Origin of the sequence: Lichenibacterium minor (genome assembly GCF_004137685.1) — a bacterium.
Lineage (GTDB): Bacteria > Pseudomonadota > Alphaproteobacteria > Rhizobiales > Beijerinckiaceae > Lichenihabitans > Lichenihabitans minor.
The window spans coordinates 198349-223867 of sequence record NZ_QYBB01000002.1; the positions used below are offsets into that span (position 1 = coordinate 198349).

Here is a 25519-nt window from a genome sequence, read left to right on the forward strand (position 1 = left end):
ACCCTTTCCCGGCCGCGCGCGGCCGGGCCGGAGCGATCCAAGGCTATGGAGTCGAGCCTCTTCCGCTACGTTTGGAACGAGACCCGGCGTGAGCAGATCTGGATCCTGTTCATCATCCTGGCCTCGATGCCGTTCAGCTTCTGGCTGCTCGACCTGCCGAAATACATCGTCAACGGCCCCATCCAGGCCCGCGGCTTCGAGCATCCGGGCGACACCCAGCATTATTTCCAGATCCGCATCCCCGTCCCGGCCGGCGTCAAGCAGGAAGGCTTCGTCGAGCTGCTGCACGGCTTCGACCTCGACAGGGTCTGGTCGCTGGTGATGCTGTCCGCCGCCTTTCTGGCGCTGGTGGTGATCAACGGCCTCTTCAAATACTACATCAACTTCTACAAGGGCCGCCTCGGCGAGCGCATGCTCGGCCAGTTCCGCTACGAGCTGATGGACCGCGTGCTGCGCTTCCCCATGAGCGAGTTCCGCCGGGTGAAGGGCGCCGAGGTCGCCACCATGATCCGCGACGAGGTGGAGCCTCTCGGCGGCTTCATCGGCGACGCCATCGTGCAGCCGGTGTTCCTGCTCGGGCAGATCCTCACCGCCATCGTCTTCATCCTGGTGCAGAACCCGTATCTCGGGATCATCGCCCTCGTGCTGCTCGCCGTGCAGGGCGTGGTGATCCCGCGGCTGCGCCGCCGCCAGCTCGTGCTCGGCCGCCAGCGGCAGCTGGAATCGCGCGCCCTCGCCGGCGCGGTGGGCGAGATCGTCGACGGCGTCGCCTTCATCCACACCAACGACGCGTCCGACTACGCCCGCGCCGACCTGGCGAGCCGGCTCGTCAAGATCTTCGGCATCCGCTTCGAGCTCTACCAGCGCAAGTTCTTCGTCAAGTTCCTGAACAACCTGCTGGCCCAGGTCACGCCTTTCCTGTTCTACATGGTGGGCGGGTTCCTGGCCATCATGGGCACGCTGAACATCGGCCAGCTCGTGGCCGTCATCTCGGCCTACAAGGACCTGCCGTCGCCGGTGAAGGACCTCATCGACTGGGACCAGCAGCGGCTCGACGTCGAGGTCAAGTACGAGCAGATCATCGAGCAGTTCTCCGTCGATCCCGCGGTGGAACTGCTGCCGCCGCCCGACCACGACGGGCCGGTGCCCCACATCGCCGGCGAGCTGGCGCTGTCCAACGTGTCGGTGGTCGACGGCAACGGGTCGCGCCTGCTCGACAACGTGTCGTTCCGCATGGGGGTCGGCGACGCCGTGGCGCTCGAGGGCGGCTCGGCCAGCGGCGCCGAAACCATCGTGGGCGTGCTGGCCCGGCTGGACGTGGCCGACGGCGGCCGCGTCACGCTCGGCGACGCCGACCTGAAGGACCTGCCCCTCGCCGTCACGGGGCGGCGCATCTCCTACGCCGGCATCGACACCTTCTTCCCGCAGGGCACCATCGAGGAAGCGATGCTGTTCGGCATCCGCCACACCAGCCTGCCGCCGGCCGCCCCGGGGCGCTACGACGTGATCAAGTCGCGCGGCAACAACCTCGACGTCCATGCCGCCTGGGTCGACTACGCGGCGGCGGGGGCCACCGGGCCCGACGACCTCGGCGAGCGGATGCACGACGCCATGGTGACGGTCGACCTCGAACACGACATCCTGGCCTTCGGGCTGAACCGCCGCATCCCCGACATGTGGGACGAGGCGGCGGAGCGCTTCGTGGAAGCCCGCACCATCCTGCGCGAGAAGCTCGACGGCGGCGGCATGACGGGGCTCGTCGAGCCCTTCGACCCGGAACACTTCAACTCGCAGTCCACGATCGCCGAGAACCTCATCTTCGGCACGCCGCTCGACGACACGTTCAGCCTGCGCCAACTCGGCTCCAACCCGACCGTGCGCAAGGTGCTGGCCGAGCACCGGCTAGACGCCGCGCTCTTCGCCATGGGCAAGGACATCGCGTCCACCATCCTCGAAGTCTTCGAGGGGCTGGAAGCCGACAGCCCGCTGTTCGAACAGCTGAGCCTGATGTCGCCCGAACAGTTCCCGGACTACCAGGCGGCGCTGAAGCGCGTCGGCTCCCGGTCCTTCGCGGGGGCGGCCTCGGGCGACCAGGCCGTGTTCCTCGACCTCGCCTTCGGCTACATCGAGCCGCGCGACCGCCTGGGCCTGCTGACCGACGACCTCGAGCTCAGCCTGCTCGACGCCCGCCACGCCTTCTACGAGGCCCTGGGCGAGGACCAGGCCAAGATCGCCTTCTACCATCCCGACCTCTACAACGAGGCCGCGAGCGTGAAGGACAACGTGCTGATGGGCCGCGTCGCCTTCGGCATCGCGGAAGCGGAATCGCGCGTGTCGGCGGCGGTGCGCGCCACGATCGACGAGCTCGGGCTGCGCCCCATCGTGTTCCACACCGGCCTCGGCTTCAACATCGGCTCGGGCGGCAAGCGGCTGAGCGGGGCCCAGCGCCAGAAGCTCGCCATGGCGCGCGCGCTTCTGCGCCGGCCGGACCTGCTGCTCGTGCACCGCGGGCTGATGCAGCTCGACCCGGGCAGCCAGGACGCCATCGTGGGCCGCATCGTGGCGGAAAGCCGGGGCGCCGACGGGCGGCCGGGCTTCGGTGTGCTGTGGAACCTCGAAGGCGACGCGCTGGCCCACCATTTCGACCGCGTCGTGCGGATGGAGAACGGCCGCATCGCCGACGACAGCGCGGCGCGGCACGACGACGAGCGGGAGCCGATGCGCGCGTCGGCGTGATCGGGATCCGGGAACCGGGCGGGACAGGGGAAGCGAGCCGTGAGCCTTTTGAAGGAAGACGTCGAGGTGCTGCGGGAGGTGCCGATCTTCGCCTCCGTCGACCCCTCCAAGCTGAAGCTGCTGGCCTTCGCGTCGCAGCGGCTGAAGTTCGACGGCGGCCAGGTGCTCTGCGTCGAGGGCGAGCTCGGCGACCGCGCCTTCGTCATCGTCAAGGGCACGGCCGACGTCTTCGTCCGCGCGGGCGACACGGAGGTGAAGGTCGCGACCGTCGGGCGCAACGACTTCATCGGCGACATGGCGATCCTGTGCGACCGGCCCCGCTCCGCCACCGTCAAGGCCCAGACCTCCTGCGAAACGCTGGTGATCGGCAAGACCCAGCTCATGGGCCTGTTGAAGAGTTTTCCCGACATGGGCATCGCCATGATGCGCGTGCTGGCCTTCCGCCTGGAGCGCACCAACAAGGCGCTGGCCCAGGCCGAGCTCGACAGGTTCCACGCGCATTGAGGGGGATCGCGGGGAGGCTCGTCCCCGCTCCGTGACGGCTCGCGGTACCCGAGGACGGCTGCCGATGCCGCCACTTTGTTCTTCTTATGTTCTTGACTTCGGGCGCCTGATCTGGCCTGAATAGATCGACTGCAGAACTGCCATCCGGCCCGGGGCGCCTCGCCTTCGGGCCTTTTCTTTGACCGCGTGCCCTGACGCGGCCTCCCTTCTCCCGCCTGCGGGAGAAGGTGCCTCGGCATAGCCGAGGCGGATGAGGGGAAGCCCCACGCTCCCCCGTTCCTGAACATCCTCGCGCCGACCGCCCCCCGCCGCTCTCGTGAGCCGCGGGCCGCCGCCGCGCGCCTTCCCCTCCCATCAGCGAGCCGCACCATGCCTTTCTCGTTCGGCGCGGGCGTGCGCGACAGCCTGTCCAACCTCGCGGCCTCGCTGGGGGCGGGCAAGGACAAGGCCGCCCACGACGCCTTCACGGTCTTCGACCTCGGCCGCAGCCAGATCGAGAGCATGTACCGCGGCGATTGGCTGGCCCGGAAGGTCGTCGACATCGTCCCCTACGACTCGGTCAGGGCGTGGCGGAGCTGGTCCGGCCACCGGGCCGACGTCGCGCGCTTCGAGGCCGCCGAGCGGCGCCTCGGGCTTCGCAAGACGGTGCAGCGCGCCATGACGCTCGGCCGCCTCTACGGCGGCGGCGCCATCCTGATCGGCGACGGCGAGGAGAGCCCAGCCGCCCTGGCGCGCCCGCTCGACCCCCGGCTGCCGCGGGGTGGGCTGCGCTTCCTGCACGCCGTGAGCCGCTGGCAGCTCGGCGTGAGCGAACTCGATCTGAACCCGCTGAGCCCGTGGTGTGGCGAGCCGAAGGGCTACACGCTGTCCTCGCCCGGCCTCGCCCCGCTGGAACTGCACCCGTCGCGCGTGGTGCGCTTCCTCGGCAACCCGCTGCCCGACCCGAGCGTGGCGGGCGCGCTGTGGTCCGACTCGGTGCTGCAGGCGCTCTACGACGCCGTCCACGCCGCGGCGCTGTCGCTGGCGGGGGCCACGAGCCTGCTGCACGAGGCGAAGGTCGACATCGTCACGGTGCCGAACCTGTCGGAGCACCTGTCCTCGGCCGAGACCACTGAGCAGCTGTCCGCCCGCTTCGCCTACGCGGCGGCGATGAAGTCGATGAACAACCTGTTGCTGCTCGGCGACGGCGAGAGCTGGTCGCGGCAGAGGATCGACTTCGCGGGCCTGCCCGAGATGGCGCGCACGTTCCTGCAGGTGGCGGCGGGGGCGGTGGACATCCCCGTGACGCGGCTGCTGGGCCAGTCTCCGTCCGGCCTGTCGGCGACGGGCGAGAGCGACGTCCGCAGTTACTGCGACATGATCGCGGCGCGGCAGAAAGGGGCACCCATGCCGGTGCATCGGCATGGGACCCGACCTGGACCTGCGGCCGCAGTTGGAACGCTTGGACCGGCTGATCTGCTGGTCGGAGGGCATCGACGAAGGGGCGCTGTCCTTCGCGTTCCGGCCGCTGTGGCAGCTCGACGAGCCGGCGAAGGCGGCGCTGGCGCTGAGCCGGGCGCAGGCCACGCAGGTCTACGCGGGGCTGAAGCTGTGGCCGGATGCCGTGATGGCGAAGCTCGCCGAGGCGCAACTCGTCGCGGACGGGACGTACCCCAACGCCGCCGCCATGTTCGCGGAGAACGAGACGGCAGCGTCAGCCGGCTCCAGCCCGACGCTCGACTACGATCGCGATGAGCCCCGCGATGTCCGGGGGTGGTGGACGCGAGGTGGTGCAAGTGCGTCCACACCGGCCGGGGCGGCGAAGGCGCCCGCTGCCGTGACGAGGAACGGTGTCGCGCAGCAGCCCTGTGGCCTTGTCGGGCTGCTCAACGCGTTGAACCCGGTCGGGACGGCGCAGGCCGCCGAAGAGCCTCCGGGACGGCTGCTCCGCCGGGAGGGGGAGCCGGCCGAACCGGCCGAGCTTGAACCCGGCGAGGTGATGCGGGTTCAGCGCTTCAACGCCGCGCGCGAGGCGCTTGAAAAGATCAACCCTCGAAGTCGCGCCTTCCAGTTTTTGGAGAAGCCAGGTGCGCTGCCGAGCGAGGCCGAAATCGCGCAGCTCGAAGCCGCCGTCAGGGACGAGTACATCAAGCGTACATGCGACTTCCTGCGGCCCGATGGCAAACCGATCGGTGAGCAGGGGACATCCTCGAAGATACGTGTGCTCCCTGGCGGTCTAATTGCAGCGCAACGGGATTACGATTACCTGAGTTCGGGGGGCGCTTCGATCCCTCTTCGCAACGGATCGATGACTCAGTTGCCGGGCGGTGCTGGCACAATCACATTGAGACCGGTGACCTCGACGCCGGGGTCGCCGGCCATCGATATCAACGTTCCCGGTGTGATTCAGCGCAAGCTGCATTATTTTGGAGATGAGTGATGTGTGAGGAGGTAATTCGCAAAACAGTTGAAGATTTGCGCGCTGAAGCTGATGTCGATTTCATCGATGTGTCATTCATCGCTGAGTCTCTTCGCGAGGATCTCGACCTTAAAAATCAAAGCGATATCCGTCGCCATACGCTAGAGGTCATCGGTCGCCTGATGATGCAAGGCGTGTACCCCGGCGATTATGATTACGCTGCTACCCTGGCGTTCTGGTCCGGCGAGCCGAGCGAGCATTTGAAACGGATTGAGGCTGAATGGATTGCAATGGGTCGAACTCCCACATCCGTCGAGCCGATTTGTTGGCTCGGGCTCAAATCAGCAGTAATATCTCTCAAAAATTCGTAAAATTATCATAAGATTTCTGTTTTCGACAGTAACAAAGAGGTGTCTGCACAAGGCGAAATTTGACGTCGTCACGGTGCCGAACCTCAGCGAGCACCTGTCCTCGGCCGAGACCACGGAACAGCTCTCCGCCCGCTTCGCTTCTGCGGCGGCGATGAAGTCGATGAACAACCTGCTGCTGCTCGGCGACGGCGAGACCTGGTCGCGGCAGACGGTCGACTTCGCGGGCCTGCCCGAGATGGCGCGCACCTTCCTGCAGGTGGCGGCGGGGGCGGCGGACATCCCCGTCACGCGGCTGCTCGGGCAGTCTTCTTCCGGCCTGTCGGCGACGGGCGAAAGCGATGTCCGCAACGACGCCCGACATGATCGCGGCGCAGCAGGAGCTGGACCTGCGGCCGCAGCTGGAGCGTCTCGACCGGCTGATCTGCCGGTCGGAGGGGATTGACCCGGGCGCGCTCACCTTCGCGTTCCGGCCCTTGTGGCAGCTCGACGAGCCGGCGAAGGCCGCACTGGCACTGGCACTGGCACTGGCACTGTCGAAGGCGCAGGCGACGCAGATCTATGCCGGGCTGGGTCTGTGGCCGGCGGAGGTGACGGCCAAGCTCGTCGAGGCGCAGCTGATCGCCGACGGCACCTACCCGAACGCCACGGCCGTGTTCGCGGAGAGCGGGACGTCCGCCCCGGACGGCGTCACGCCGACGCTCGACTTCGATCCTGCCGAGCCTCGCGACCTCAGGAACCGGTGGACTCGGGGAGGCGGCAGGGCGGGCACGGCGGCCTGTGTCGCGAGGGCGCCCGGTCAGGGGCAGGCCGAAGCATCCCATCCGCCCTTGAGCTTGTCTGGGTTGCTCGGGCTGCTCAACCCGATCGGGACGGCGCAGGCCGCGGTATGGGAACACCGTCGTCTATATACAGCGCTACTCAAACGAGCGCTTCGCTCAGTTTATGGAAAAGGTGATGGACCAGATCGCGGGGGAGCCGCAGGGTCCCAAGATGTTCCTCCGCTTTATCAGTCCGGTCAGGATCATAATTCCAGATATCGGCATTTTCTATCCCATTTCCTACGGCGTGGGAGCCGTCCGATGGCGTGACAAGGTTCGGCGCAAGATGGCAGAGGTGGGGGCGCTCACGGGCGAGTTCGAGAACGGGAAGTTCTTTCTTTCGGATGGAGGCATCTTCCCGGTCGCCGCCATGCAGATCGAGAGATCGCGATATTCGGGACCTGGATATGCACCGGACTGGTGATGGATCGCGAGCCGAGACTATGAGCGATGGTGGGACGCCCCCTGCACGCCCCGAGCGTCGCGGGCGCGCTGTGGTCCGGCTCGGTGCTGCAGGCGCTCTATGGCGCTGTGCACACGGGGGCGCGGCCACCTGTCTCGCGGCTGGCGCCGACCGACGGCGGCGCGCGACCGCCCGCCGCCGTCCGTCACGAACGCCTGCCAAAGCGTGATTCGGGTTGCCGTCCTCACAGCGCCCTGAACATCACCAGCGCGTCGACGTCCCCATGCACCGGATGCCGGAACGCCCCCGGCAGCCGGCCGACCTCTTCGAACCCCATCGACAGCCACAGCGCCACCGCGCGCTCGTTGGTCGACACCACGAAGTTGAACTGCATCGCCCGGAAGCCCCGCGCCCGCGCGTGCTCCAACGCATGCGCGCACAGGGCCCGCGCGATCCCCCGGCCGGCCGCCGCGGCGGCCGTCATGAAACCGCAGTTGCACACGTGCCGCCCGCCACCCGCCCCGTTGGCGCGGATGTAACAGGTGCCGAGCACGCGACCGCCCTCCTCCGCCACGAAGGTTTCCTTGTCGGGGCCGAGCCAATAGGCCAGCGCCTCGGCCTGCCCCATGTCGCGGTCGAGCGCATAGGTGTCGCCGGCGCGGATCACCGGTTCCAGGATGGTCCACAGCGCGGGCGCGTCCGCGGGAACGGCGGGACGGATCAGGAGCGCGCTCACCCGAACGGCACCACGCGATTGTCGACGTCGTGGCCGATGTCGGCCCGCCCGAGCCAGGGGATGCCCGAGCGCGCGCACCAGAAGCGCGCCACCGCCTCCTCGTCCAGGCCGAACTCGGGGTCGTTCGGCGGGATCGCGCTGCAGCGGCCGAGCCTGATCCCGGCGACGCGGCGGATGCCCGGATTGCCGGTGACGTGGCAGAAGGCGCGGTCGATCCGGTACATGTGCTCGGACACCTCCTCCAGCATGAGGACGTGTCCGTCGAGGTCGGGCTGCAGCGCCGTGCCGAGCAGCTGGCTCAGGATGGTGAGGTTGAAGGCCGCCGCCTTCACGCCGGGCCCGAGCGACGGCTCCAGCGCGCCCGCGTCGCGCCGCACGAGCCAGCGCAGCGCCCGGGCGGCGGCGCGCTCGCCCCCGTCCCGCATCACGTCCTGGGCCACGGGGCCGTGCGCCGCGTGCGCGCAGCCGGCGCCGTAGAGCCCGGCCAACAGCGTGCCGCAGTCGCTGTAGCCGAGGAAGGGTTTGCCGCGGGCGGCGGGCTCCAGGCCCGCCAGCACCGTTTCCGCGATGCGGCAGGAGCCGTAGCCGCCGCGGCCGAACCACACGGCGTCGACGGCGGGGTCGTTGGCGACCGCGATCACGGCCGCGGCGCGGACCGCGTCGTCGCCGGCGAAATGGCCGTGGCGCAGGAAGCACTGGGGGTGGACGGCGATCTCGGGCGCGTCCCCGCCGAAGACCGAGGCCGCGACGGCGCGGATGCGCTCCGGCACGGCGGGCGACATCGCCGACGCGGGCGCCACCACGGCGATCCTCATGGGCCTGCCTCCCTCGATCCACCCCTCGATCCCGTCTTCTTACGGAGGGACGGGGGGCACCGCAACGCGGCCGGCTTGCCCCGCCCTTGCCGCGTCGCCCGCGCCCGCGTTGCGCTGCGGCAAGGGCGCCTGTAGCCTCCCCGCATGACCAACCCACGACCCTACTTCTTCTGCGGCATCGGCGGCAGCGGCATGAGCCCGCTGGCCGCCATCGTGAAGGCGCGCGGCGCGCGCGTCGCGGGGTCGGACCGCTCGCGCGACCAGGGGCGCACGCCGGACAAGTTCGCCGCTCTGGAAGCGCGCGGCTTCACGCTGTTCCCGCAGGACGGCAGCGGCCTCACCTCCGCGGACCAGATCCTCGTGGTGTCGGCGGCCATCGAGGATTCCGTGCCCGACGTGCAGGCCGCCCGGCGCGCCGGTGCCACGATCGTGACGCGGCCGGAGCTGCTGTCCGAGCTGTTCAACGCCGCCGGCCTCCGGGTGGGCGTGGCGGGCACCAGCGGCAAGTCCACCACCACGGGCATGATCGGCCTGATCCTCGATCGCGCCGGGCTCGACCCCACGGTGATGAACGGCGCCGAGATGAAGGACTTCCGCGGCCCCGACGGCGGCACGCCTTCGGCCGTGGTGGGCGCCGGCGAAGCCTTCGTCAGCGAGGTCGACGAGAGCGACGGCTCGATCCGGCTCTACGCGCCCTCGGTGGCGGTGGTGAACAACATGTCGCTCGACCACAAGCCGCTCGACGAGCTGCGCCCGCTGTTCCGCGGCTTCGTGAGCCGCGCCGAGCGCGCGGTGCTCAACCTCGACAATCCCGAAACGGCGGCGCTGGCCCGCGAAGCGGGCGCCCGCGCCCTCACCTACAGCCTGGGCGACCCCGCGGCGGATCTGCTGGCGGGCGCGCCCCGCTTCCGGCCGGACGGCGTCGACTTCGACGTGAGCCTGAAGGCCGCGGCCGGCCGGCCGGCCGCGGCCGCGGCGGTGTCGCTCGGCGTGCCGGGCCTCCACAACGCGTCGAACGCGCTGGCGGCGCTGGCGGCGGCGCTGGCCTGCGGGGTGCCGCTCGCCGAAGCCGCGGCGGCGCTCCGCGGGTTTTCCGGCATCCGGCGCCGGCTCGACGTGGTGGGCGCGGCGGGCGGCGTCACGGTGATCGACGACTTCGCCCACAACCCCGACAAGATCGCCGCGACGCTCCAAACGCTGCACGGCTTCCCGGGGCGGCTGCTGGTGATGTTCCAGCCGCACGGCTACGGGCCGCTCCGGCTGATGGGCGACGACCTCGCGGCGGGCTTCGCCGCCGAACTCGCCGCCGACGACGTGCTGGTGATGCCCGAGCCGGTGTATTTCGGCGGCACGGTGGACCGCTCGGTCGGCAGCCGCGCCGTGGCGGACCGGGTCGCGGCGGCCGGGCGGCAGGCCGAAGCGCTCCCCGACCGTGCCGCCTGCGGCGAGCGGCTGCTGGCGCTGGCCCGGCCGGGCGACCGCATCGTGGTGATGGGCGCGCGCGACGACACGCTGTCGGCCTTCGCCCGGGGGCTGCTCGACCGGCTCGGCTGACCCATGCCAGCGGTCCAAAGATCGGACCGCTGACCAGCGCGAACGCGCGCCGCCGCTCGTGCGGCGTGACCCGCCGGACATGCGTGAGCCTGTCCGGCGGCTGGTTTCAGCGCCCCGCGGCGGCGTCGCGCAGCTTCGAATGCCGGCGGCCGTAGCCGAAATAAACCGCGAGGCCGATCCCCAGCCACACGATCAGCCGCGCCCAGGTGAGGAGCGGCAGGCCGGCCATCAGGGTGAGGCAGCACAGGATGCCGAGCCCCGGCAGGACGGGCACGGCCGGGCAGCGGAACGGGCGTTCGGCCGCGGGATCGGTGCGGCGCAGCCGCATCACCGCGACGCACACCAGCCCGAAGGCCAGCAGCGTGCCGATCGACACCATCTCGCCCAGCACGGCGATGGGCACCAGCGCCGCCACGGTCGCCACGGCGGCGCCGATGAGGAGCTGGCTCAGCACCGGCGTGCCGAAGCGCGGGTGGAGCCGGCCGAAGGGCGCCGGCAGCAGCCCGTCCTGCGCCATGGTGGTGAAGATGCGGCTCTGCCCGTAGAGCAGCACCAGCATCACGGTGGTGAGCCCCGCCAGGGCGCCGAACTTCACCGGAAGCGACAGCCACAGCCGGCCGATGGCGTCGACGCCCTTCGCGATGGGGTCGGCCACGTCGAGCTGGCCGAAGGGCACGAGGCCGGTCAGCACCGCCGTCACCGCCACGTAGAGCAGCGTGCAGACGAGCAGCGAGCCCAGGATGCCGATCGGCATGTCGCGCTGCGGGCGCGTGGCTTCCCCGGCGGCGGTCGACACGGCGTCGAAGCCGATGAAGGCGAAGAACACCACGGACGCGCCGCGCAGCACCCCGCTCGCGCCGAAATGGCCGAATTCCCCGTCGTTGGGCGGCACGAACGGGTGCCAATGCGCGGGGTCGAGGCTGAAAGCGCCGAAGCCGACGAACAGCGCCACCACGGCGAGCTTCACCGCCACCATGACGTTGTTGAAGCGGGACGATTCCGCCGTGCCGAGCACGAGCAGCGCCGTGATGGCCACCACGATCGCGGCGGCCGGCAGGTTCAGCAGGGCCGTCGCGCGGGAGCCGTCCGGCAGGGCGACGTCGGCGCCGGGGGCCGCGGCGAAGCGCGGCGGCACCGCCAGGCCGGCCTGGCCGAGCAGGCTCACGGCGTAGCCCGACCAGCCCACCGCCACCGTGGCGGCGCCGGCCGCATATTCGAGGATGAGGTCCCAGCCGACGATCCAGGCGAAGATCTCCCCCAGCGTCGCATAGGTGTAGCTGTAGCTCGACCCGCAGACGGGCAGCATGGCGGCCAACTCGGCGTAGCACAGGCCCACGAAGGCGCAGGCGACGCCGCCGAGCACGAAGGACAGCATGATCCCCGGCCCGGCGTAGCGCGCCGCCGCCGTGCCGGTGAGCACGAAGATGCCGGCGCCGATGATGGCGCCGATCCCCATGGCGGTGATGCTCCAGGGCCCGAGCGTCTTCTTCATGGCGTGCCCGTCGCCCTCCGCCATGGCGTCGAGGCTCTTGCGCGCCGTGAAGCCCTGCATCGCCATGGTGGTTCCCCCTCGTTATGGTGGTCCACCCTAAGCGGGCGCGCGTCGGTCCGCCAACGCCGGCCCCGTCGGCGGCCGAGAGTTGGCGGGCCGGACCGCGCCGCCTCGTCGGGCGAAGCGGAAACGGCAGCCCGGCACCTCGTCCGCCGGGGCTGGTCGACAGAAGAGCGAGTGGCACCTCCCATGATCCCGTTCGGCATCCATCGTCGCATCCCGCTCATCCGCAGGCCGTTCCTCCAGCGTGACAGGGCGCTGGCGGAGAACGCCGCGCTCCGGGCTCGCCTCGACGACATGCAGAGCGCCCCGGAGGCCGCCCGAGCCACGGCGAAACCGCACGGCGACCGGACCCGCGACCTGAAGTCGGCCTACACGGCGCAGGTCGAGAGGACCGCGTCCTTCGTTTCGACCAGCGAAGCGATGTCGACGTCCATCGGCGGGGATTTCGACTACATCGGCCGGGTCGAGGTCGCGGTGCTGCTCCGCCATGGTTTGAAGCCCGGCGACCGCGTCGTCGACGTCGGTTGCGGGTCCGGGCGCCTGGCCCTGCCCCTATCGTCGGTCCTGACGGGCCCGTATTCGGGCTTCGACGTCGTGGGCGACCTCGTCGACTACGCCCGGAACCTCGTCCAGCGGCCCGATTGGCGGTTCGAAGCCGTCGACCACATCGGGATCCCCGAGCCCGACGGCTGCGCGGACGTCGTGTGCTTCTTCTCCGTTCTGACGCATCTCCTGCACGAGCAGAGCTACTGGTACCTGGAGGAGGCACGGCGCGTCGTGAAGCCGGGCGGGACGATCGTCGTCTCCTTCCTCGACTTCGAGGACGAGGAACACTGGTCCACCTTCGCCAAGCTCGTCGCGGACGCGAAGCGGCCCGACCATGCCGACCCGCTCAGCGTCTTCATCGGGCGGGGGGCGCTGCGGGTCTGGGCGAGGCACCTCGACCTGGAGGTCGTCGAGATGCAGGGCAGCGATTTCGCGGTGGCCGACGGGCTATACCTCGGTCAAAGCCTCTGCGTCATGCGCCGTCCGCTGTGAACGGCGAGCCCCGCCGGCGCCCTCGTCGAAGCCAAGGCCCCACGACATGGCCGCCATCGTGACACGACACTCCTCGTCGACCCTGAGGACCCTATAAGTCAGACCAGAGCCTGCCGAACCCCGTCTTCCCATCGCAGATCGAGAGACCCTGCCCGCGCTCGGAACCAGGCGCCCGCGGACGAGCCCCCCGGTCGCCGACCGCCCGAGTCCATGACCGCAGCAACCCTGCCGGCGTCCCAGCCGCTGAACTTCCGCTTCGTCGCCCTCATCGTCGCCAGCGCCATGTTCATGGAGCAGCTCGACGCCACCATCCTCGCCACCGCGCTCCCCACCATGGCGCGCGACTTCCACGTGCTCGCCCCCAACATGAGCGTGGCGCTGACCTCCTACCTGCTCAGCCTCGCGATCTTCATCCCGGCCAGCGGCAAGGTGGCCGACAAGTTCGGCGCCCGCACGGTCTTCGCCGCCGCCATCGCGGTGTTCATGCTGGGCTCGATCCTGTGCGCCCAGGCCCCCAACCTGCCGCTCTTCGTGCTGGCCCGCGCCTTCCAGGGCCTCGGCGGCGCCATGATGATGCCCGTCGGCCGGCTCGTCCTGCTGCGCTCGGTCGAGCGCCGCGACCTCGTGTCCGCCATGTCGTGGCTGCTCGTCCCCGCCATGATCGGCCCGATTGTCGGGCCGCCGGTCGGGGGCTTCATCGTCACCTTCCTCGACTGGCGCTGGATCTTCTACATCAACCTGCCCATCGGCCTGCTCGGCCTGGGGCTCGTGCTGCGCTTCATCGACAACACCCACGGCGACGCCGTCGGGCCGTTCGACTGGTCCGGCATGGCGCTGTCGGGCGTGGCGCTCGGATGCCTCTTCTTCGGCTTCGAGCTCGCCAGCCACCCGGACCTGGCGCCCCTGGTGATCGCCCTGCTGGTGGTCGGCGCCGTCTTCGGCCTCCTGTACGTCCGCCACGCCCGCCGCACGGCCGACCCGATCATGGACCTGTCGCTGATGCGGCTGCCCTCCTTCGGCACGTCGGTCATCGCGGGCTCGCTGACGCGCATCACCCAGGGCGCGCAGCCTTTCCTGCTGCCGCTGATGCTGCAGCTCGACTTCGGGCTCACGGCCGCGCAGAGCGGCGGCATCGTGGTGGCGACGGCGCTGGGCTCCATGTCGATGAAGGCCTTCGCGCCCGGCATCCTGCGCCGCGTCGGCTTCCGCACGAGCCTCATCGTCAACGGCGTCATCGCCAGCTGCGGCTACGCCACCTGCGCGTTCTTCCGCCCCGGATGGCCGTTCGCCGCCATCTTCGTCATCCTGATGCTGTGCGGATTCTTCATGTCGTTCCAGTTCACCGCCTACAACACGGTGGCCTACGACGCGGTGCCGAGCGAGCGCATGAGCTCCGCCACGGGCTTCTACACGACGTTCCAGCAGCTCATGCTGTCGGTGGGCATCTGCACGGCGGCGCTGGCGCTGGAAGGCTCCATGGTGCTGCGCGACCACGCCCACCCGCAGCTCGGCGACTTTTCGGCCGCCTTCCTGGTGGTGACGGGCATCTCGCTCTGCGCCACCATCTGGAACCTGCGCTTCGCGCCCGCGGCCGGCGCCGAGATCAGCGGCCACCGCCGCCCGCGGGCGGTGACGGCCGCGGCGCTCGGCGACGGCTACGACCGGACCGAGTCGGCGTGAAGGCGCCCACCCCGGCAAGCGTCCTGCCGCGGTCGGCCCGGTGCCGGGGCACGGAGGCGCGGGCGGGGCGCCGGCCGGAGCGGGTGCCGTGACCCCGGCGGAGCTTCCGCCTTCCCTCCACATCGACGCCGCCCGCGCCCGCGTGCGCCTGTCGCCGGCCGATCCCGCCTTCTTCCAGGACCCCTACCCCGCCTACCGGGCGATCCGCCGATCCTGCCCGCTGTTCCTGTGGGAAGACTACGGCCACCTTTGCGCCGCGGACGCCGCCACCGTCGACGCGCTGTTCCGTGACCGGCGCTTCGGCCGCGAAGCGCCGGGCCGGCCGCCCCCGCCCGAGCGCGTGAAGCCCTTCCACGACCTCGATGCGCTGTCGATGCTGGAGCGCGAGCCCCCGGCCCACACGCGGCTCCGCCGCCTCGTCACGCGGGCCTTCGTGTTCCGCGCCGTGGAGCGCCTGCGCCCGCGCATCGAGCGTGTGGTGGACGCGCTGCTCGACGCCCTGCCGGACCGCGGCACCGTCGACCTCCTGCCGGCCTATGCCGAGCCGATCCCGGTGGTCGTCATCGCCGAGCTCCTCGGCGTGCCGGCGGCGGACGCCCCGCACCTCCTCGACTGGTCCCACCGCATGGTGGCGATGTACCGGCCCGGGCGGACCCGCGCCGACGAGGACGCCGCCGTGGCGGCGACGCTGGCCTTCTCGGCCTATCTGCGGGACCACTTGGCCGAGCGCCGGGCGCGGCCCCGCGAGGACCTCCTCACCCTCCTGGCGACCGCGCCGGAGGGCGAGATCACCCCGGACGAGGCCGTGGCCAACGCGGCGCTGCTGCTCAACGCGGGCCACGAGGCGACCGTGCACGCCATCGGCAACGCGGTCGCGGCCGTGCTCGGCTCCGGGCTCGACCCCGCGGCCCTGTTCGCCACGCCGGCGCTGACCGCCGCCACGGTCGAGGAAGCGCTGCGCTTCGAGCCGCCGCTGCACCTCTTTACCCGCACCTGCCTCGAACCCGCGCGGGTCGCCGGCACGGCGTTCCGGCCGGGCGACCGGGTCGGCCTGCTGATCGGCGCCGCGAACCGCGATCCCGCCCGCTGGGCCGCGCCGGACGGCTTCGACCCGGCCCGCGCGCCGGCGCCGCACCTGGGTTTCGGCGGCGGCATCCACTTCTGCCTCGGCGCGCCCCTGGCCCGGCTGGAGCTGGAGGTGGCGCTGCCGCGGCTGTTCGCGCGGCGGCCCGGCCTGCGGTCCGCGGACGCGCCGCGCTTCGCCGACCGGTACCACTTCCGCGGGCTGGACGCCCTCCGGGTGACGCTGGGCTGATCCCGGCGCGGCGGCGGCGTCCCGGGGCCGTTCGGCCCGGGGTGGCCCCATCGACCGCAAGGTCAAACCGCCCTTCCCCTGCAGATCTGCTCGGGATGACGGCGCTCGCCCCCGCCGATCTGCTCCCGGCATGGGCATATCCTGTCGATGGAATGCCTATCGAAGTGTCTTCGATCGAAACGGAAGGCATATTGCTTCACGATGTGCCACTCTGCACATGAAATAGAACAAGATCACCGCCGACGTTTCATGTTGACAGGAAGAATATGCTGAATGGTATGCAGGTTTTACTGATATCGCCGTTCGATGTCGGGCGTCGCCGATGCGTGATCCCGTCCACGGGTGGCCACCATGGAGGTCGGGGTGATCACGAACGGTACGGGGGCCGCCCCGCAGGCGGCGACGGGCGATGCGGAAGCCCTCTATGTGGGGTCGACGGGGCTCGGGGTCTTCTTCACGCTGATCCTGGCGGTGCCCGTGGCGCTGTTCTTCTGGTTCGCCGCCTACAGCCCGGCCACGCTCGCCGGGCCGGCCGGATCGGGCGGCTCCACCTCGGTGTGGATCGTCCTCGGCGTCGGCCTCATCCTCTACGCCACGCTGCTGAACGCGCTCTACGTGGTGATCACGAACCGCGCCGCGGCGCGGGCCGGCGCCCGCGCGGCCGGCACCCTGGCCCTGCTCGTCCTGGCCGTCCTCGCCTCGTGTTTCGCGGCACAGCCCGCGCGGGCCGCCGAGGCCGGCGGCGGACCGAACGGCATCGCGGTGTCGTTCTTCGTGGTGCTGGTCGCCGCCACGCTCGCCATCACCTACTGGGCGGCCCGGCACACGCGCTCGACCACGGATTTCTACGCCGCCGGCGGCCACCTCACCGCGATGCAGAACGGCCTCGCCATGGCGGGCGACACGATCTCGGCGGGCGCCTTCCTCGGCCTGTCCGGGCTCACCTACGCCAGCGGCTACGACGGGCTGCTCTACGCCACCGGCTATTGCGTTGCGTATCCGGTGATCGGCATCCTGTTCGCCGACCGCATGCGCAACCTCGGACGCTTCACCTTCGCCGACGTCGTGTCCTACCGGTTGCAGCAGGGTCCGGTCCGCATCCTCGCCGCGCTGAGCACGCTCACCATCGCGATCTTCTTCCTCATCTCGCAGATGGTCGGGGCCGGCCAGCTCGTGCAGCTGCTGTTCAACATCGACTACGACGCCGCCGAGGTGATCGTCGGCGTGCTGATGGTCTGCTACGTGCTGTTCGGGGGCATGATGGCCACCACCTGGGTGCAGATCGTCAAGGCCGTGCTGATGCTGGTCACCGGCGCCGCCATCTCGTGCCTGATCCTCAACCGCTTCGGCTGGAGCTACGACGCCCTGCTGGCCAGGGCGACCGAGCTGCATCCCCGGCACCTCGCCATGCTGGCGCCCGCGGGCTTCAGCTCGGCGCCGCTGTCCACCCTGTCGCTCGGCCTCGCCATGTTCGTCGGCAGCGCCGGCCTGCCGCACCTCATCATGCGGGTGTTCACCGTGGCGGACGCCCGCACGGCGCGGTCCTCCATGTTCCTCGGCGTGATCTGCATCTCGTCCTTCTTCGCCCTGATTTCCATCATCGGGCTCGGCGCCGTGGCGCTGGTGGCCGGCAACCCGGATTACGTGCTGCCCGGCGGCGCGCTGCGGGGCGGCGGCAACATGGCGGCCGTGCACCTGTCCCACGCGGTGGGGGGCGACCTGATGCTCGGCTTCGTGGCGGCCGTCGCCTTCGCCACCATCATCGCCGTCGTGGCCGGCCTCACGCTGTCGGGCGCCGCCGCGGTGTCGCACGACATCTACGCCAGCGTGATCCGGCGCGGCCGGGTCGACGAGCGCACGGAGGTCCGCATTTCCCGCGCCGCCACGGTGGTGCTGGGCCTGCTGGCCGTCGGCCTCGGCATCGCCTTCCGCGGGCAGAACATCGCCTACCTGATCGGCCTCGTGGTCGGCATCGCGGCGGCGGCGAACTTCCCGCTCCTGGTGCTGTCGCTCTACTGGCGCGGCCTGACCACCCGCGGCGCGGTGCTGGGCGGCGCCACGGGCCTCGGCCTGTCGGTCGTGCTCACGGTCCTGGGGCCGTCCGTCTGGGTCAAGGTGCTGGGCCATGCCGCCCCGGTCTTCCCGCTCGATCCGCCCACCCTCGTGGCCCTGCCCGCCGCGGTCGTGGTCTGCGTCGCGGTCTCGCTGCTCGACCGCAGCCGCCGCGCCGACATCGACCGCGCCGGCTACGCCGAGCAGAGCCGCCGCATGCACGGCGTCGCCGCCCCCGTCCCCGTCCTCGCCGCGGCGGAATGAGGCGGCCCGCCGCCCGTCCCCGCCGAGGCGAGGGCGGGCCGACCAAGGTGACATCCTCCCGGACCCTGGAACTCCCATGCAGCTCATCAGCGCCACCCCGAGCCCCTACGCCCGCAAGGTCCGCATCACGCTGGCCGAGAAGGGCGTGCCCTTCGAACTCGTGACCGAGGTGCCGTGGAACTCCACCTCGGCGACCCCGAAGTACAACCCGCTGGAGAAGCTGCCCGTGCTGATCCTCGACGACGGGTCCAGCGTCTACGAATCCCGCTTCATCCTGGAATGGATCGAGGCCAAGTACCCCGAACCCCCGATGCTGCCCGGGAACATCGACGGCAAGCTCTTCGCCCGCCAGGTCGAGGTCGTGGTCGACGGCGTCTGCGACGCCTGCGTGTCGCTGTTCTGGGAGCGCCACCGCGATCCCGACAAGCAGAGCGCCGAATGGAAGGCTCGCCAGATGCGCAAGGTGGACGGCGGCCTGAAGGCCCTGGCGGAATGGGTGGGAGATCGCGAGTTCATCGTCGAGGACCGCTTCGGCCTCGCCGACGTCGCCACCGGCACCCTGTGCCGCTACCTCGACGTCCGCTTCCCCGAGCACCCCTGGCGGACCACCCACCCCAACCTCGCCGCCTACAGCGACCGCATCGAGCGCCGCCCGTCCTTCGCCGAAACCGTGCCGGTGCCGCAGGTCATCTCCGACAAGGTGGTGTGACATGCCCGGCCTGTTCAGCGAGCTGAGGCTCAAGGACGTCACCCTGCGCAACCGCATCGCGATCTCGCCGATGACGCAATATTCCTGCGGCACCGACGGCGTGGCGACGGACTGGCACCTCGTCCACCTCGGCGCCCGCGCGGCGGGCGGCGCGGGGCTGGTCGTGATGGAGCAGCTGGCGGTGTCGCCCGAGGGCCGGATGACGCCGGGCTGCGCCGGCATCTGGTCCGACGCGCAGATCCCCATGCTGCGCCGCATCACGGACTTCATCCGCTCCACCGGCGCCGTGCCGGGCGTGCAGCTCGGGCATTCGGGCCGCAAGGGCTCGATCAGCCCGCCCTGGGACGGGTACGCGCAGCTCGACGACGGCCACCCGGACGGCTGGGAGCCGATCGGCCCCACGGCCGAGCCGTTCGGCGGGGAGCGCTTCCGGAAGGGCGCGCGGCACGCCGGCGAGGACGACATCGCCCGCATCGTCGGCGACTTCGCCCGGGGGGCCGAGCGGGCGCTCGAAGCCGGCTTCGACTGGGTCGAGATGCATTACGCCCACGGCTTCCTCGGCGCGTCCTTCTTCTCGCCCCTCGCCAACACGCGCCAGGACCGCTACGGCGGCAGCCTCGAGAACCGGGGGCGCTTCCTCGTCGAAGCCTTCGACGCCGTGCGGGCCGTGTGGCCGGAGCGGCTGCCGCTGACGATGCGGATCGGCGCCGTCGACTACCACCCCGACAGCCACACGCTCGACGACACGATCTGGCTGGTCAGGACGCTGAAGGAGCGCGGGCTCGACCTCGTCGACATCTCGATGGGGATGAACAGCGACGACAGCAAGGCGGTGCCCTGGGCCGACCGCGGCTTCATGGTGCCGGCTGCGACCCGCATCCGGCGGGACGGCGGGCTGCCGGCGGCGGTGAGCTGGAACCTCGCCGACCCCGAATACGCCGACGGGCTGATTCGCTCGGACGCCATGGACCTGCTCATGCTCGGCCGGCCCACCATCGCCAACCCGCACTGGCCGCTCTACGCCGCCATGGTGCTGGGCGAGAACGCGCCCTACGACATGCTGCCGATCCAATACAGCCACGCGCTGAAGCGCACGCGCGACGAGGTGAACTGCGGCGGCTTCGGGCCGATCGCGCGGAAGCGGTGAGCGGGCGGGCGCCCTCGGCCGGCCCTCAGGCCAAGCCCTGCAGCGGCCCGACCCCGAGGAGCAGAGACAGGCCGACGGCCAGCACCAGCAGCGCCGCGGCGAGTTCGAGCCCGCGCCCCACCAGCGCGCCGCGGCCGGCGTCGGAGCCGACGAGGCGCAGCGCCACCCCCTTGGCCAGCACCGCCGTGGCGGCGAGCGCCGCCGTGGTGATGGCCGTGCCGAGCGCCATCACCACCGTGGAAGCGACGCCGGCGAGGAAGACGCCCTGCGCCAGCGCGAAGACCAGCACCAGGATGGCGCCCGAGCAGGGCCGGGCCCCCGCCGCCACCACCGTCGACACCGCGTCGCGCCACGAGAAGCCGTCGCCGAGCGTCGCGGGGTCGGGCGCGTGGACATGGCCGCAGTTCGGGCCGTGCCGGTGGGCCTCGTCGTCGGCCGCCGCCATGCAGCTGAAGGCGCCGCGGCCGACGGGGGCCTCGTGGGCGGCGCAATCCGGCGCGCCCAGGCGGTAGAGCCGCGCGGGCGGGGCCTGGGCGGCGCCCGCGAAGGCCAGCGTTCCGGCGCCGGCGGGAGCCGGCGGGCCGAAGCCCGGCGGTTCGGCGCGGGGGCGCCTGCGCCAGGCGGCCAGGAGCGCCGCGCCCTTGCGCCAGGTCAGCCACAGGCCGAGCGCCGCGACGCCCCCGTAGCTCACCGTCTCGACCAGGGCCGCGCCGTCGCGCATGCCGGTCGCGGTGGCCCGGAACACGATGGACAGGAGGCCCACCAGCGCCACCGCCACGGTGGCCTGGAGCAGCGCCGCCAGGAACGACAGCGCGATGCCGCGGCGCAGCGCCCGCCGGTTCGCCACCATGTATGCGGCCAGCACCGCCTTGCCGTGGCCGGGCCCGGCCGCATGGAGCACGCCGTAGCCGAAGCTCAGCGTCGCGAGCCAGGGCAGCGCCGACGCATCCGTGCGGGTGGCCCGCACGGCGGCCGACAGCGAGCGCTCGAACCAGCCCTGCTGGGCCAGGATCCAGCCCATCGCGCCCGTGGCCGGGCCGCCGCCCTCCGAGATGCCGACGCTGAACGGGTTCCGGGCCTGGGCGAGGGCGGGCTCGGCCGAGGCCAGCGCCGCCAGGGCGAGCGCCGCCGCCGACAGCGCCAGCGCGGGGACCAGGAGCCGCCTCGCCCTCACGGGCAGGCCACCATGACCTTGGAGGCGAGCTTGATGCCGAAGTCCTGCCCTGGCGACATGTTGGCGAAGAAGGCTTCGCTCAGCTTCTGGTTGTCGGAGGCGTCGAGCGGCCGGGGCTTGATGACGCTGGTCGAGCAGCCGGACGGCGCCGCCACCAGCGCCACGGGGTCTCGGTCGGCCATGCGGAAATCCACGAAATAGGTCGGGTCGTAGACGCTGACGTTGAGCGCCGGGGCGGGCTTGGCGGGCGCCTTCAAGGGAAGGGTGAAATGGAGGGTGACGAGCTTGTCGGGGCTTTCGTCGAGCCAGTAGTCGACGGGCGCGCCGAATTCGAGGGCGTGGCCGCTCAGCTTGGCGACGGTGAAGTATCCGAATTCGGCCAGGGACTCGACGTTGGTCTTGGCCAGCGGGGCGAGCTGGTCCCGCGTCAGGAGCTCGCCCGGGGTGCCGAGACCCTGGGTGACGAAGGAGGAGTACATGTCGTCGAAGGTCCAGTCGGCGCGCACGCCCGTGACCCTGCCGTCCGCGTCGAACAGCACCTGCTCCCTGGCGGTGACGAAGACGTGGGGGTGGGCGTCGGCGGCCCCCGCCCAGAGCACCAGGGCCGAGCAGGCCAGGACGGCGCGCCCGGCGCTCCGCCGTCGGTCGGCGCCGGAGCGCCGGCCGGGGGCGGCGCGAAGCCTGCTCGGGGCCGGGCGCCGCGCGCTGCGCGAGGGGGGCGGTCGGCGCATGCGTGTCCTCACGGCTGTTCCGGCGACGGTGCGGGAGCGGGCGCTGAGTGCGGGCACAGTTCGGCGGTTTCGAGGCGCGGCCCGGGGCCTCCGGGCGGCGTAACGCCGGGGCCCGCCGGTGCGAAGGACAGATGTCGGGGCGCGGCGCCCCCCGCGGGGACGGAAGCTTTGACGGCAGTGACCGCGGGACTATACAGGCGCGGGGCCATCGGCGTGCCCGTCCGGATCGGCATGGAACGCGAAAGCCCCGCCCGCAGCACATCGGCGGACACGACCTGGTCGGCGCTGATGGCCGCTGCGCAGAACGGCGACCGCGCCGCCTACGAGCGCCTGCTCGGCGACTGCATCCCCCACGTGAAGCGCGTGGTGCGGCGCACCGGCGTGCGCCCGGAAAGCGTCGACGACGTGGTGCAGGACGTGCTCATCACCGTGCACCGCGCCCGCGCCACCTACGACCCCGCCCGCTCCTTCGCCAACTGGCTCAGCGCCATCGCGCAGCGCCGCGCCATCGACCACCTGCGCCACCGCGGCCGGCAGGACCGCCGCGAAGTGTGGGACGAGCTGTCCTACGAGAGCTACCCGGACGCCCGCGCCACGCCGGACGCGGTGCTCGACGGCGAGGACCGGGGCCGCGACATGCGCGTCGCCGTGGCGGCGCTGTCGCCGGGCCAGCGCGAAGCCATCGAGCTCCTGGCCATCCGGCAGCGCTCGCTCGGCGAAGCCGCGGCCGAGACGGGCAAGACCAAGGGCGCCCTCAAGGTCAACCTGCACCGCGCGCTGAAGACGCTGCGGGCGCGTTTCGACGGGGCGGAGTGACGCGGATGGCCAGGGAACGCACGCTCGATTCCGTGGTGGCGCACCTTTCGGCGGACCTGCGCCCCGTGCGGCGCCTCCCGGCGCCCCCGGTCCGGGCCGCGGCGTGGATCGGCCTCATGGCCGCGATGGCGGCGGCCCTGTCGGTCTTCTGCGACCTGCCCGCCCTGCGCGACCGCCTCGCCGCCGCGCCCGACATGTGGCTGGCCGTGGCGGGCTCCACCGCGACGGCGATGCTGGCGGCCCTGGCGGCCTTCGAGCTCAGCGTGCCGGGGCGCAGCCCGCGTTGGGCCCTGCTGCCCATGCCGACGCTGATCCTGTGGGCCTGGGCCAGCGGCCTCGGCTGCCTGCGCACCTGGGGCGCGCCGAGCCCTTCGGCCCTGGGGCCCGTCGGCGAGGCGGGCCACTGCCTCACCCACATCCTGATGATGTCGGTGCCGCTGATGACGGTCATGATGGTGATGGTGCGCCGGGCCTGCCCGCTCAGGCCCAACATCACCGCGCTGGTGTCCGGGCTCGCCGTCGCGGCGGCCTCCGCCACGCTGCTGAACTTCGACCACCCCTACGACGCGTCGGCGACGGACCTGCTCGCCCATCTCGTGGCGGTGCTGCTGGTGATCATCGCCAACCAGCTCTTCGCCTGGCGCTCGACCGCACCGGTGAGGTGACGCGCCCGCAGATCGACGATGATAGGGGGAAGATGCGCCTGGCCGACGCGGAGGCACGCGGCGCGCGCAGGGTAGCCATGTTGCCGCGCCACAACGAGTGGCCGGAAAGCGCTTGCGCTTTTGTGCGCCGCACCATAGAAAGGCTTTGCAGCGTTCGCGCTGCATGCCCTTCTTGGGCGTTTCCTCCCTAGACTTGGGCCGCCCTTCGGGGTGGCCTTTTTTCTTGGGACCGGTCTAAACCACGGAAGCCGCGCATGCACAAGTGGCATGTGACGAGAATTTGTCGGTGAGTTGACGATTTATTAACCGTCACGCCGATCGGGGGTCCGCTCCGACAGGAAACGGCTCATGCGGGCCAGCGCCCGCTCGATGTTGTCGACCGAGTTGGCGTAGCTCAGGCGGATGTAGCCTTCCCCGTGGACCCCGAAGTCCGGGCCGCCGATGGTGGCGACGCCGGCCTCCTCCAGCAGCGCCGACGCCAGCGGCTTCGCCAGCCAGCCCGTGCCGGCGATGTTGGGAAAGGCGTAGAAGGCGCCCTTGGGCGTCGCGGTCCTGACGCCGGGCAGCGCGTTCAGCCCCGCGACCACGACGGCGCGGCGGCGGTCGAACTCCGCCACCATGGCGTGGACGGCGTCCTGCGGGCCGGCCAGCGCTTCCAGGCCCGCCCATTGCGCCGGGGCGTTGACGCAGGACCAGCAGTTGACGGCGAGCTTGCGGATCTTGTCGACCAGCGCGTCCGGCCACACCGCGTATCCCATGCGCCACCCCGTCATGGCGTAGGTCTTGGACCATCCGTCGAGCATGATCAGCCGGTCGCGGATCGACGGATAGGCGAGCAGGCTCGTGTGGGCGAGGCCGTCGTAGCACATCTGGCCGTAGATCTCGTCGGACAGGACCGCGACGTGGGGGAAGCGTTCCAGCCCCGCCACCAGGGCGTCGATCTCGGCCTTCGGCGTCACGCCGCCCGTCGGGTTGGCGGGCGAGTTGAGGATGACGAGGCGCGTCCGCTCGCCGATCAGCGACAGCGCTTCCGCGGCCGAGAAGGCGAAGCCGTTCTCCTCGCGCACGGGCAGCGGCACCGGCGTGGCGCCGGTGAACTCGATCATCGAGCGGTAGATGGGGAAGCCGGGGTCGGGATACACGATCTCGGCGCCGGGCTCGCCGAACATCAGGATCGCGGCGAACATCGTCACCTTGCCGCCCGGCACCACGACGACGTTGTCCGGCGACACGTCGACGCCGAAGCGGCGGTGGAGGTCGGCCGACAGGCCTTCGCGCAGCGGCAGGATGCCGGTCGCGGGCGTGTAGCCGTGGTGGCCGTCGCGCAGCGCCTTCACGGCGGCCTCGACGACGTTCCCCGGCGTGGCAAAATCGGGCTGGCCGATGCCGAGGTTGATCACGTCGCGCCCCTGGCGGGCGAGTTCGGTGGCGCGGGCCAGGACCGCGAAGGCGTTCTCCTCGCCCATGCGGTCGAAGGCGGCGATGGTTCTGAGCATGGCGTGTTTCCCCCGTGCGGCGGGGCTTACCATAGGTGCCGCGCGTATAGGAGGACGGCGTGGGCGGCGCCGACCTCCTTCGGGGCCCCCTCATGATCCTTCTCTACGCCTTCGCCCTCGTGGCCGGCATCGCCAACGCCTTCCAGGCCGGCACGAACTCGACCTTCGCCAAGACCCTGCATCAGCCCTTCCTGGCGGCCCTGCTGATCGTCGGGGTGAGCGCCCTCGGGCTGGCCGCCGCGGGGCTCGCATCCGGGCGGCTCGCCTGGCCGTCCGCTTCCGCCTTCGGCGCCGTGCCGTGGTGGGGCTGGATCGGCGGCCTTCTGTCGGCGGTGCTGCTGATGAGCCAGCTCTTCGTCGCCGCCTCCATCGGCGCCGGCCCGTTCCTCGGCATCATCGTGGTGACCGGCACCGTCACCTCGCTGCTCATCGACAATTACGGCCTCGTCGGCTTCAAGGTGCATGAGCTGAACGCGTGGCGCATCGCCGGCGGCGCGCTGATGAGCCTCGGCGTCCTGCTGGTGGCGCTGTTCTGACGGAGA

Annotated in this window: 23 protein-coding genes; 17 read left to right on the top strand and 6 right to left on the bottom strand. The window is 71.2% G+C overall.

Annotated elements, in window-relative coordinates; all coding sequences use genetic code 11:
* The first annotated feature begins 45 nt into the window (after positions 1-45).
* From D3273_RS03045 to D3273_RS03075, 7 genes are all read left to right on the top strand, one after another.
* Positions 46-2736, top strand: a complete 2691-nt coding sequence (locus D3273_RS03045) for an ABC transporter ATP-binding protein (protein WP_129223377.1) — start codon at positions 46-48, stop codon at positions 2734-2736.
* Between the two features lie 39 nt (positions 2737-2775).
* On the top strand, positions 2776-3240 hold the full coding sequence (locus D3273_RS03050; RefSeq protein ID WP_129223379.1) for a cyclic nucleotide-binding domain-containing protein: 465 nt from the start codon (positions 2776-2778) through the stop codon (positions 3238-3240).
* A 369-nt stretch (positions 3241-3609) separates the two neighbouring features.
* On the top strand, positions 3610-4974 hold the full coding sequence (locus D3273_RS03055; RefSeq protein WP_129223381.1) for a phage portal protein: 1365 nt from the start codon (positions 3610-3612) through the stop codon (positions 4972-4974).
* Between the two features lie 82 nt (positions 4975-5056).
* Complete coding sequence (locus D3273_RS03060) at positions 5057-5659, top strand: hypothetical protein (protein WP_129223383.1); 603 nt, start codon at positions 5057-5059, stop codon at positions 5657-5659.
* On the top strand, positions 5659-6009 hold the full coding sequence (locus D3273_RS03065; protein ID WP_129223385.1) for a hypothetical protein: 351 nt from the start codon (positions 5659-5661) through the stop codon (positions 6007-6009). The genes D3273_RS03060 and D3273_RS03065 overlap by 1 nt, the downstream gene beginning before the upstream one ends.
* A gap of 43 nt (positions 6010-6052) precedes the next feature.
* Complete coding sequence (locus D3273_RS29575; protein WP_281011188.1) at positions 6053-6451, top strand: anti-CBASS protein Acb1 family protein; 399 nt, start codon at positions 6053-6055, stop codon at positions 6449-6451.
* On the top strand, positions 6369-7097 hold the full coding sequence (locus D3273_RS03075) for an anti-CBASS protein Acb1 family protein (protein WP_165359358.1): 729 nt from the start codon (positions 6369-6371) through the stop codon (positions 7095-7097). The genes D3273_RS29575 and D3273_RS03075 overlap by 83 nt, the downstream gene beginning before the upstream one ends.
* Before the next feature lie 377 nt (positions 7098-7474).
* Here D3273_RS03075 and D3273_RS03080 read toward each other — a convergent pair whose 3' ends face one another.
* Both D3273_RS03080 and D3273_RS03085 read right to left on the bottom strand, forming a co-directional pair.
* On the bottom strand, positions 7475-7966 hold the full coding sequence (locus D3273_RS03080; RefSeq protein WP_129223391.1) for a GNAT family N-acetyltransferase: 492 nt from the start codon (positions 7964-7966) through the stop codon (positions 7475-7477).
* Positions 7963-8781 carry an LD-carboxypeptidase gene (locus D3273_RS03085; protein ID WP_129223393.1) on the bottom strand — a complete coding sequence of 273 codons (819 nt, stop codon included), beginning with the start codon at positions 8779-8781 and terminating at the stop codon, positions 7963-7965. The genes D3273_RS03080 and D3273_RS03085 overlap by 4 nt, the downstream gene beginning before the upstream one ends.
* Before the next feature lie 144 nt (positions 8782-8925).
* Between D3273_RS03085 and D3273_RS03090 the strand changes: the two genes are divergently transcribed.
* A complete protein-coding gene (locus D3273_RS03090; protein WP_129223395.1) occupies positions 8926-10335 on the top strand; it encodes a glutamate ligase domain-containing protein in 1410 nt (469 codons plus the stop codon).
* Between the two features lie 106 nt (positions 10336-10441).
* On the opposite strand, the gene D3273_RS03095 is transcribed toward D3273_RS03090, so the two are convergent.
* Positions 10442-11893: an amino acid permease gene (locus tag D3273_RS03095; RefSeq protein WP_129223397.1), complete on the bottom strand. Its 1452-nt coding sequence runs from the start codon at positions 11891-11893 to the stop codon at positions 10442-10444.
* A 183-nt stretch (positions 11894-12076) separates the two neighbouring features.
* On the opposite strand from D3273_RS03095, the gene D3273_RS03100 reads away from it, so the two are divergent.
* From D3273_RS03100 to D3273_RS03125, 6 genes are all read left to right on the top strand, one after another.
* Complete coding sequence (locus D3273_RS03100) at positions 12077-12928, top strand: class I SAM-dependent methyltransferase (RefSeq protein WP_129223399.1); 852 nt, start codon at positions 12077-12079, stop codon at positions 12926-12928.
* 210 nt (positions 12929-13138) lie between these two features.
* Complete coding sequence (locus D3273_RS03105) at positions 13139-14608, top strand: MFS transporter (RefSeq protein WP_129223401.1); 1470 nt, start codon at positions 13139-13141, stop codon at positions 14606-14608.
* Positions 14609-14696: 88 nt separating this feature from the next.
* Positions 14697-15923: a cytochrome P450 gene (locus tag D3273_RS03110; RefSeq protein ID WP_129223403.1), complete on the top strand. Its 1227-nt coding sequence runs from the start codon at positions 14697-14699 to the stop codon at positions 15921-15923.
* A gap of 363 nt (positions 15924-16286) precedes the next feature.
* Positions 16287-18239, top strand: coding sequence for a sodium:solute symporter family transporter (locus D3273_RS03115; RefSeq protein WP_245500957.1), 1953 nt, complete (start codon positions 16287-16289; stop codon positions 18237-18239).
* A 76-nt stretch (positions 18240-18315) separates the two neighbouring features.
* Positions 18316-18948: a glutathione S-transferase N-terminal domain-containing protein gene (locus tag D3273_RS03120; protein WP_129223406.1), complete on the top strand. Its 633-nt coding sequence runs from the start codon at positions 18316-18318 to the stop codon at positions 18946-18948.
* 1 nt (position 18949) lies between these two features.
* Complete coding sequence (locus D3273_RS03125) at positions 18950-20095, top strand: NADH:flavin oxidoreductase/NADH oxidase (protein WP_129223407.1); 1146 nt, start codon at positions 18950-18952, stop codon at positions 20093-20095.
* A 25-nt stretch (positions 20096-20120) separates the two neighbouring features.
* Here D3273_RS03125 and D3273_RS03130 read toward each other — a convergent pair whose 3' ends face one another.
* Positions 20121-21269 (bottom strand): nickel/cobalt transporter, encoded by a 1149-nt coding sequence (locus tag D3273_RS03130; protein ID WP_245500958.1) that lies wholly within the window; start codon positions 21267-21269, stop codon positions 20121-20123.
* Positions 21266-22000, bottom strand: a complete 735-nt coding sequence (locus tag D3273_RS03135; protein ID WP_129223409.1) for a DUF1007 family protein — start codon at positions 21998-22000, stop codon at positions 21266-21268. The genes D3273_RS03130 and D3273_RS03135 overlap by 4 nt, the downstream gene beginning before the upstream one ends.
* A gap of 231 nt (positions 22001-22231) precedes the next feature.
* Between D3273_RS03135 and D3273_RS03140 the strand changes: the two genes are divergently transcribed.
* Both D3273_RS03140 and D3273_RS03145 read left to right on the top strand, forming a co-directional pair.
* Positions 22232-22816, top strand: coding sequence for an RNA polymerase sigma factor (locus D3273_RS03140; RefSeq protein ID WP_129223411.1), 585 nt, complete (start codon positions 22232-22234; stop codon positions 22814-22816).
* A 5-nt stretch (positions 22817-22821) separates the two neighbouring features.
* Entirely contained in the window at positions 22822-23481 is a 660-nt protein-coding gene (locus D3273_RS03145) for an NrsF family protein (RefSeq protein WP_129223413.1), read from the top strand.
* Positions 23482-23783: 302 nt separating this feature from the next.
* Here D3273_RS03145 and D3273_RS03150 read toward each other — a convergent pair whose 3' ends face one another.
* The gene (locus tag D3273_RS03150; RefSeq protein ID WP_129223415.1) at positions 23784-24977 is read right to left on the bottom strand and encodes a pyridoxal phosphate-dependent aminotransferase; all 1194 of its coding nucleotides are present in this window, start codon (positions 24975-24977) and stop codon (positions 23784-23786) included.
* A gap of 92 nt (positions 24978-25069) precedes the next feature.
* On the opposite strand from D3273_RS03150, the gene D3273_RS03155 reads away from it, so the two are divergent.
* Entirely contained in the window at positions 25070-25513 is a 444-nt protein-coding gene (locus D3273_RS03155) for a DMT family transporter (protein WP_129223417.1), read from the top strand.
* Positions 25514-25519 lie beyond the last annotated feature (6 nt).

Coding starts and splice junctions, on each gene's coding strand:
- D3273_RS03045 (WP_129223377.1), top strand. CDS start 46: ATGGAGTCGAGCCTCTTCCGCTACGTTTGGAACGAGACCCGGCGTGAG.
- D3273_RS03055 (WP_129223381.1), top strand. CDS start 3,610: ATGCCTTTCTCGTTCGGCGCGGGCGTGCGCGACAGCCTGTCCAACCTC.
- D3273_RS03065 (WP_129223385.1), top strand. CDS start 5,659: ATGTGTGAGGAGGTAATTCGCAAAACAGTTGAAGATTTGCGCGCTGAA.
- D3273_RS03075 (WP_165359358.1), top strand. CDS start 6,369: ATGATCGCGGCGCAGCAGGAGCTGGACCTGCGGCCGCAGCTGGAGCGT.
- D3273_RS03085 (WP_129223393.1), bottom strand. CDS start 8,781: ATGAGGATCGCCGTGGTGGCGCCCGCGTCGGCGATGTCGCCCGCCGTG.
- D3273_RS03090 (WP_129223395.1), top strand. CDS start 8,926: ATGACCAACCCACGACCCTACTTCTTCTGCGGCATCGGCGGCAGCGGC.
- D3273_RS03095 (WP_129223397.1), bottom strand. CDS start 11,893: ATGGCGATGCAGGGCTTCACGGCGCGCAAGAGCCTCGACGCCATGGCG.
- D3273_RS03100 (WP_129223399.1), top strand. CDS start 12,077: ATGATCCCGTTCGGCATCCATCGTCGCATCCCGCTCATCCGCAGGCCG.
- D3273_RS03105 (WP_129223401.1), top strand. CDS start 13,139: ATGACCGCAGCAACCCTGCCGGCGTCCCAGCCGCTGAACTTCCGCTTC.
- D3273_RS03120 (WP_129223406.1), top strand. CDS start 18,316: ATGCAGCTCATCAGCGCCACCCCGAGCCCCTACGCCCGCAAGGTCCGC.
- D3273_RS03125 (WP_129223407.1), top strand. CDS start 18,950: ATGCCCGGCCTGTTCAGCGAGCTGAGGCTCAAGGACGTCACCCTGCGC.
- D3273_RS03135 (WP_129223409.1), bottom strand. CDS start 22,000: ATGCGCCGACCGCCCCCCTCGCGCAGCGCGCGGCGCCCGGCCCCGAGC.
- D3273_RS03140 (WP_129223411.1), top strand. CDS start 22,232: ATGGAACGCGAAAGCCCCGCCCGCAGCACATCGGCGGACACGACCTGG.
- D3273_RS03145 (WP_129223413.1), top strand. CDS start 22,822: ATGGCCAGGGAACGCACGCTCGATTCCGTGGTGGCGCACCTTTCGGCG.
- D3273_RS03150 (WP_129223415.1), bottom strand. CDS start 24,977: ATGCTCAGAACCATCGCCGCCTTCGACCGCATGGGCGAGGAGAACGCC.
- D3273_RS03155 (WP_129223417.1), top strand. CDS start 25,070: ATGATCCTTCTCTACGCCTTCGCCCTCGTGGCCGGCATCGCCAACGCC.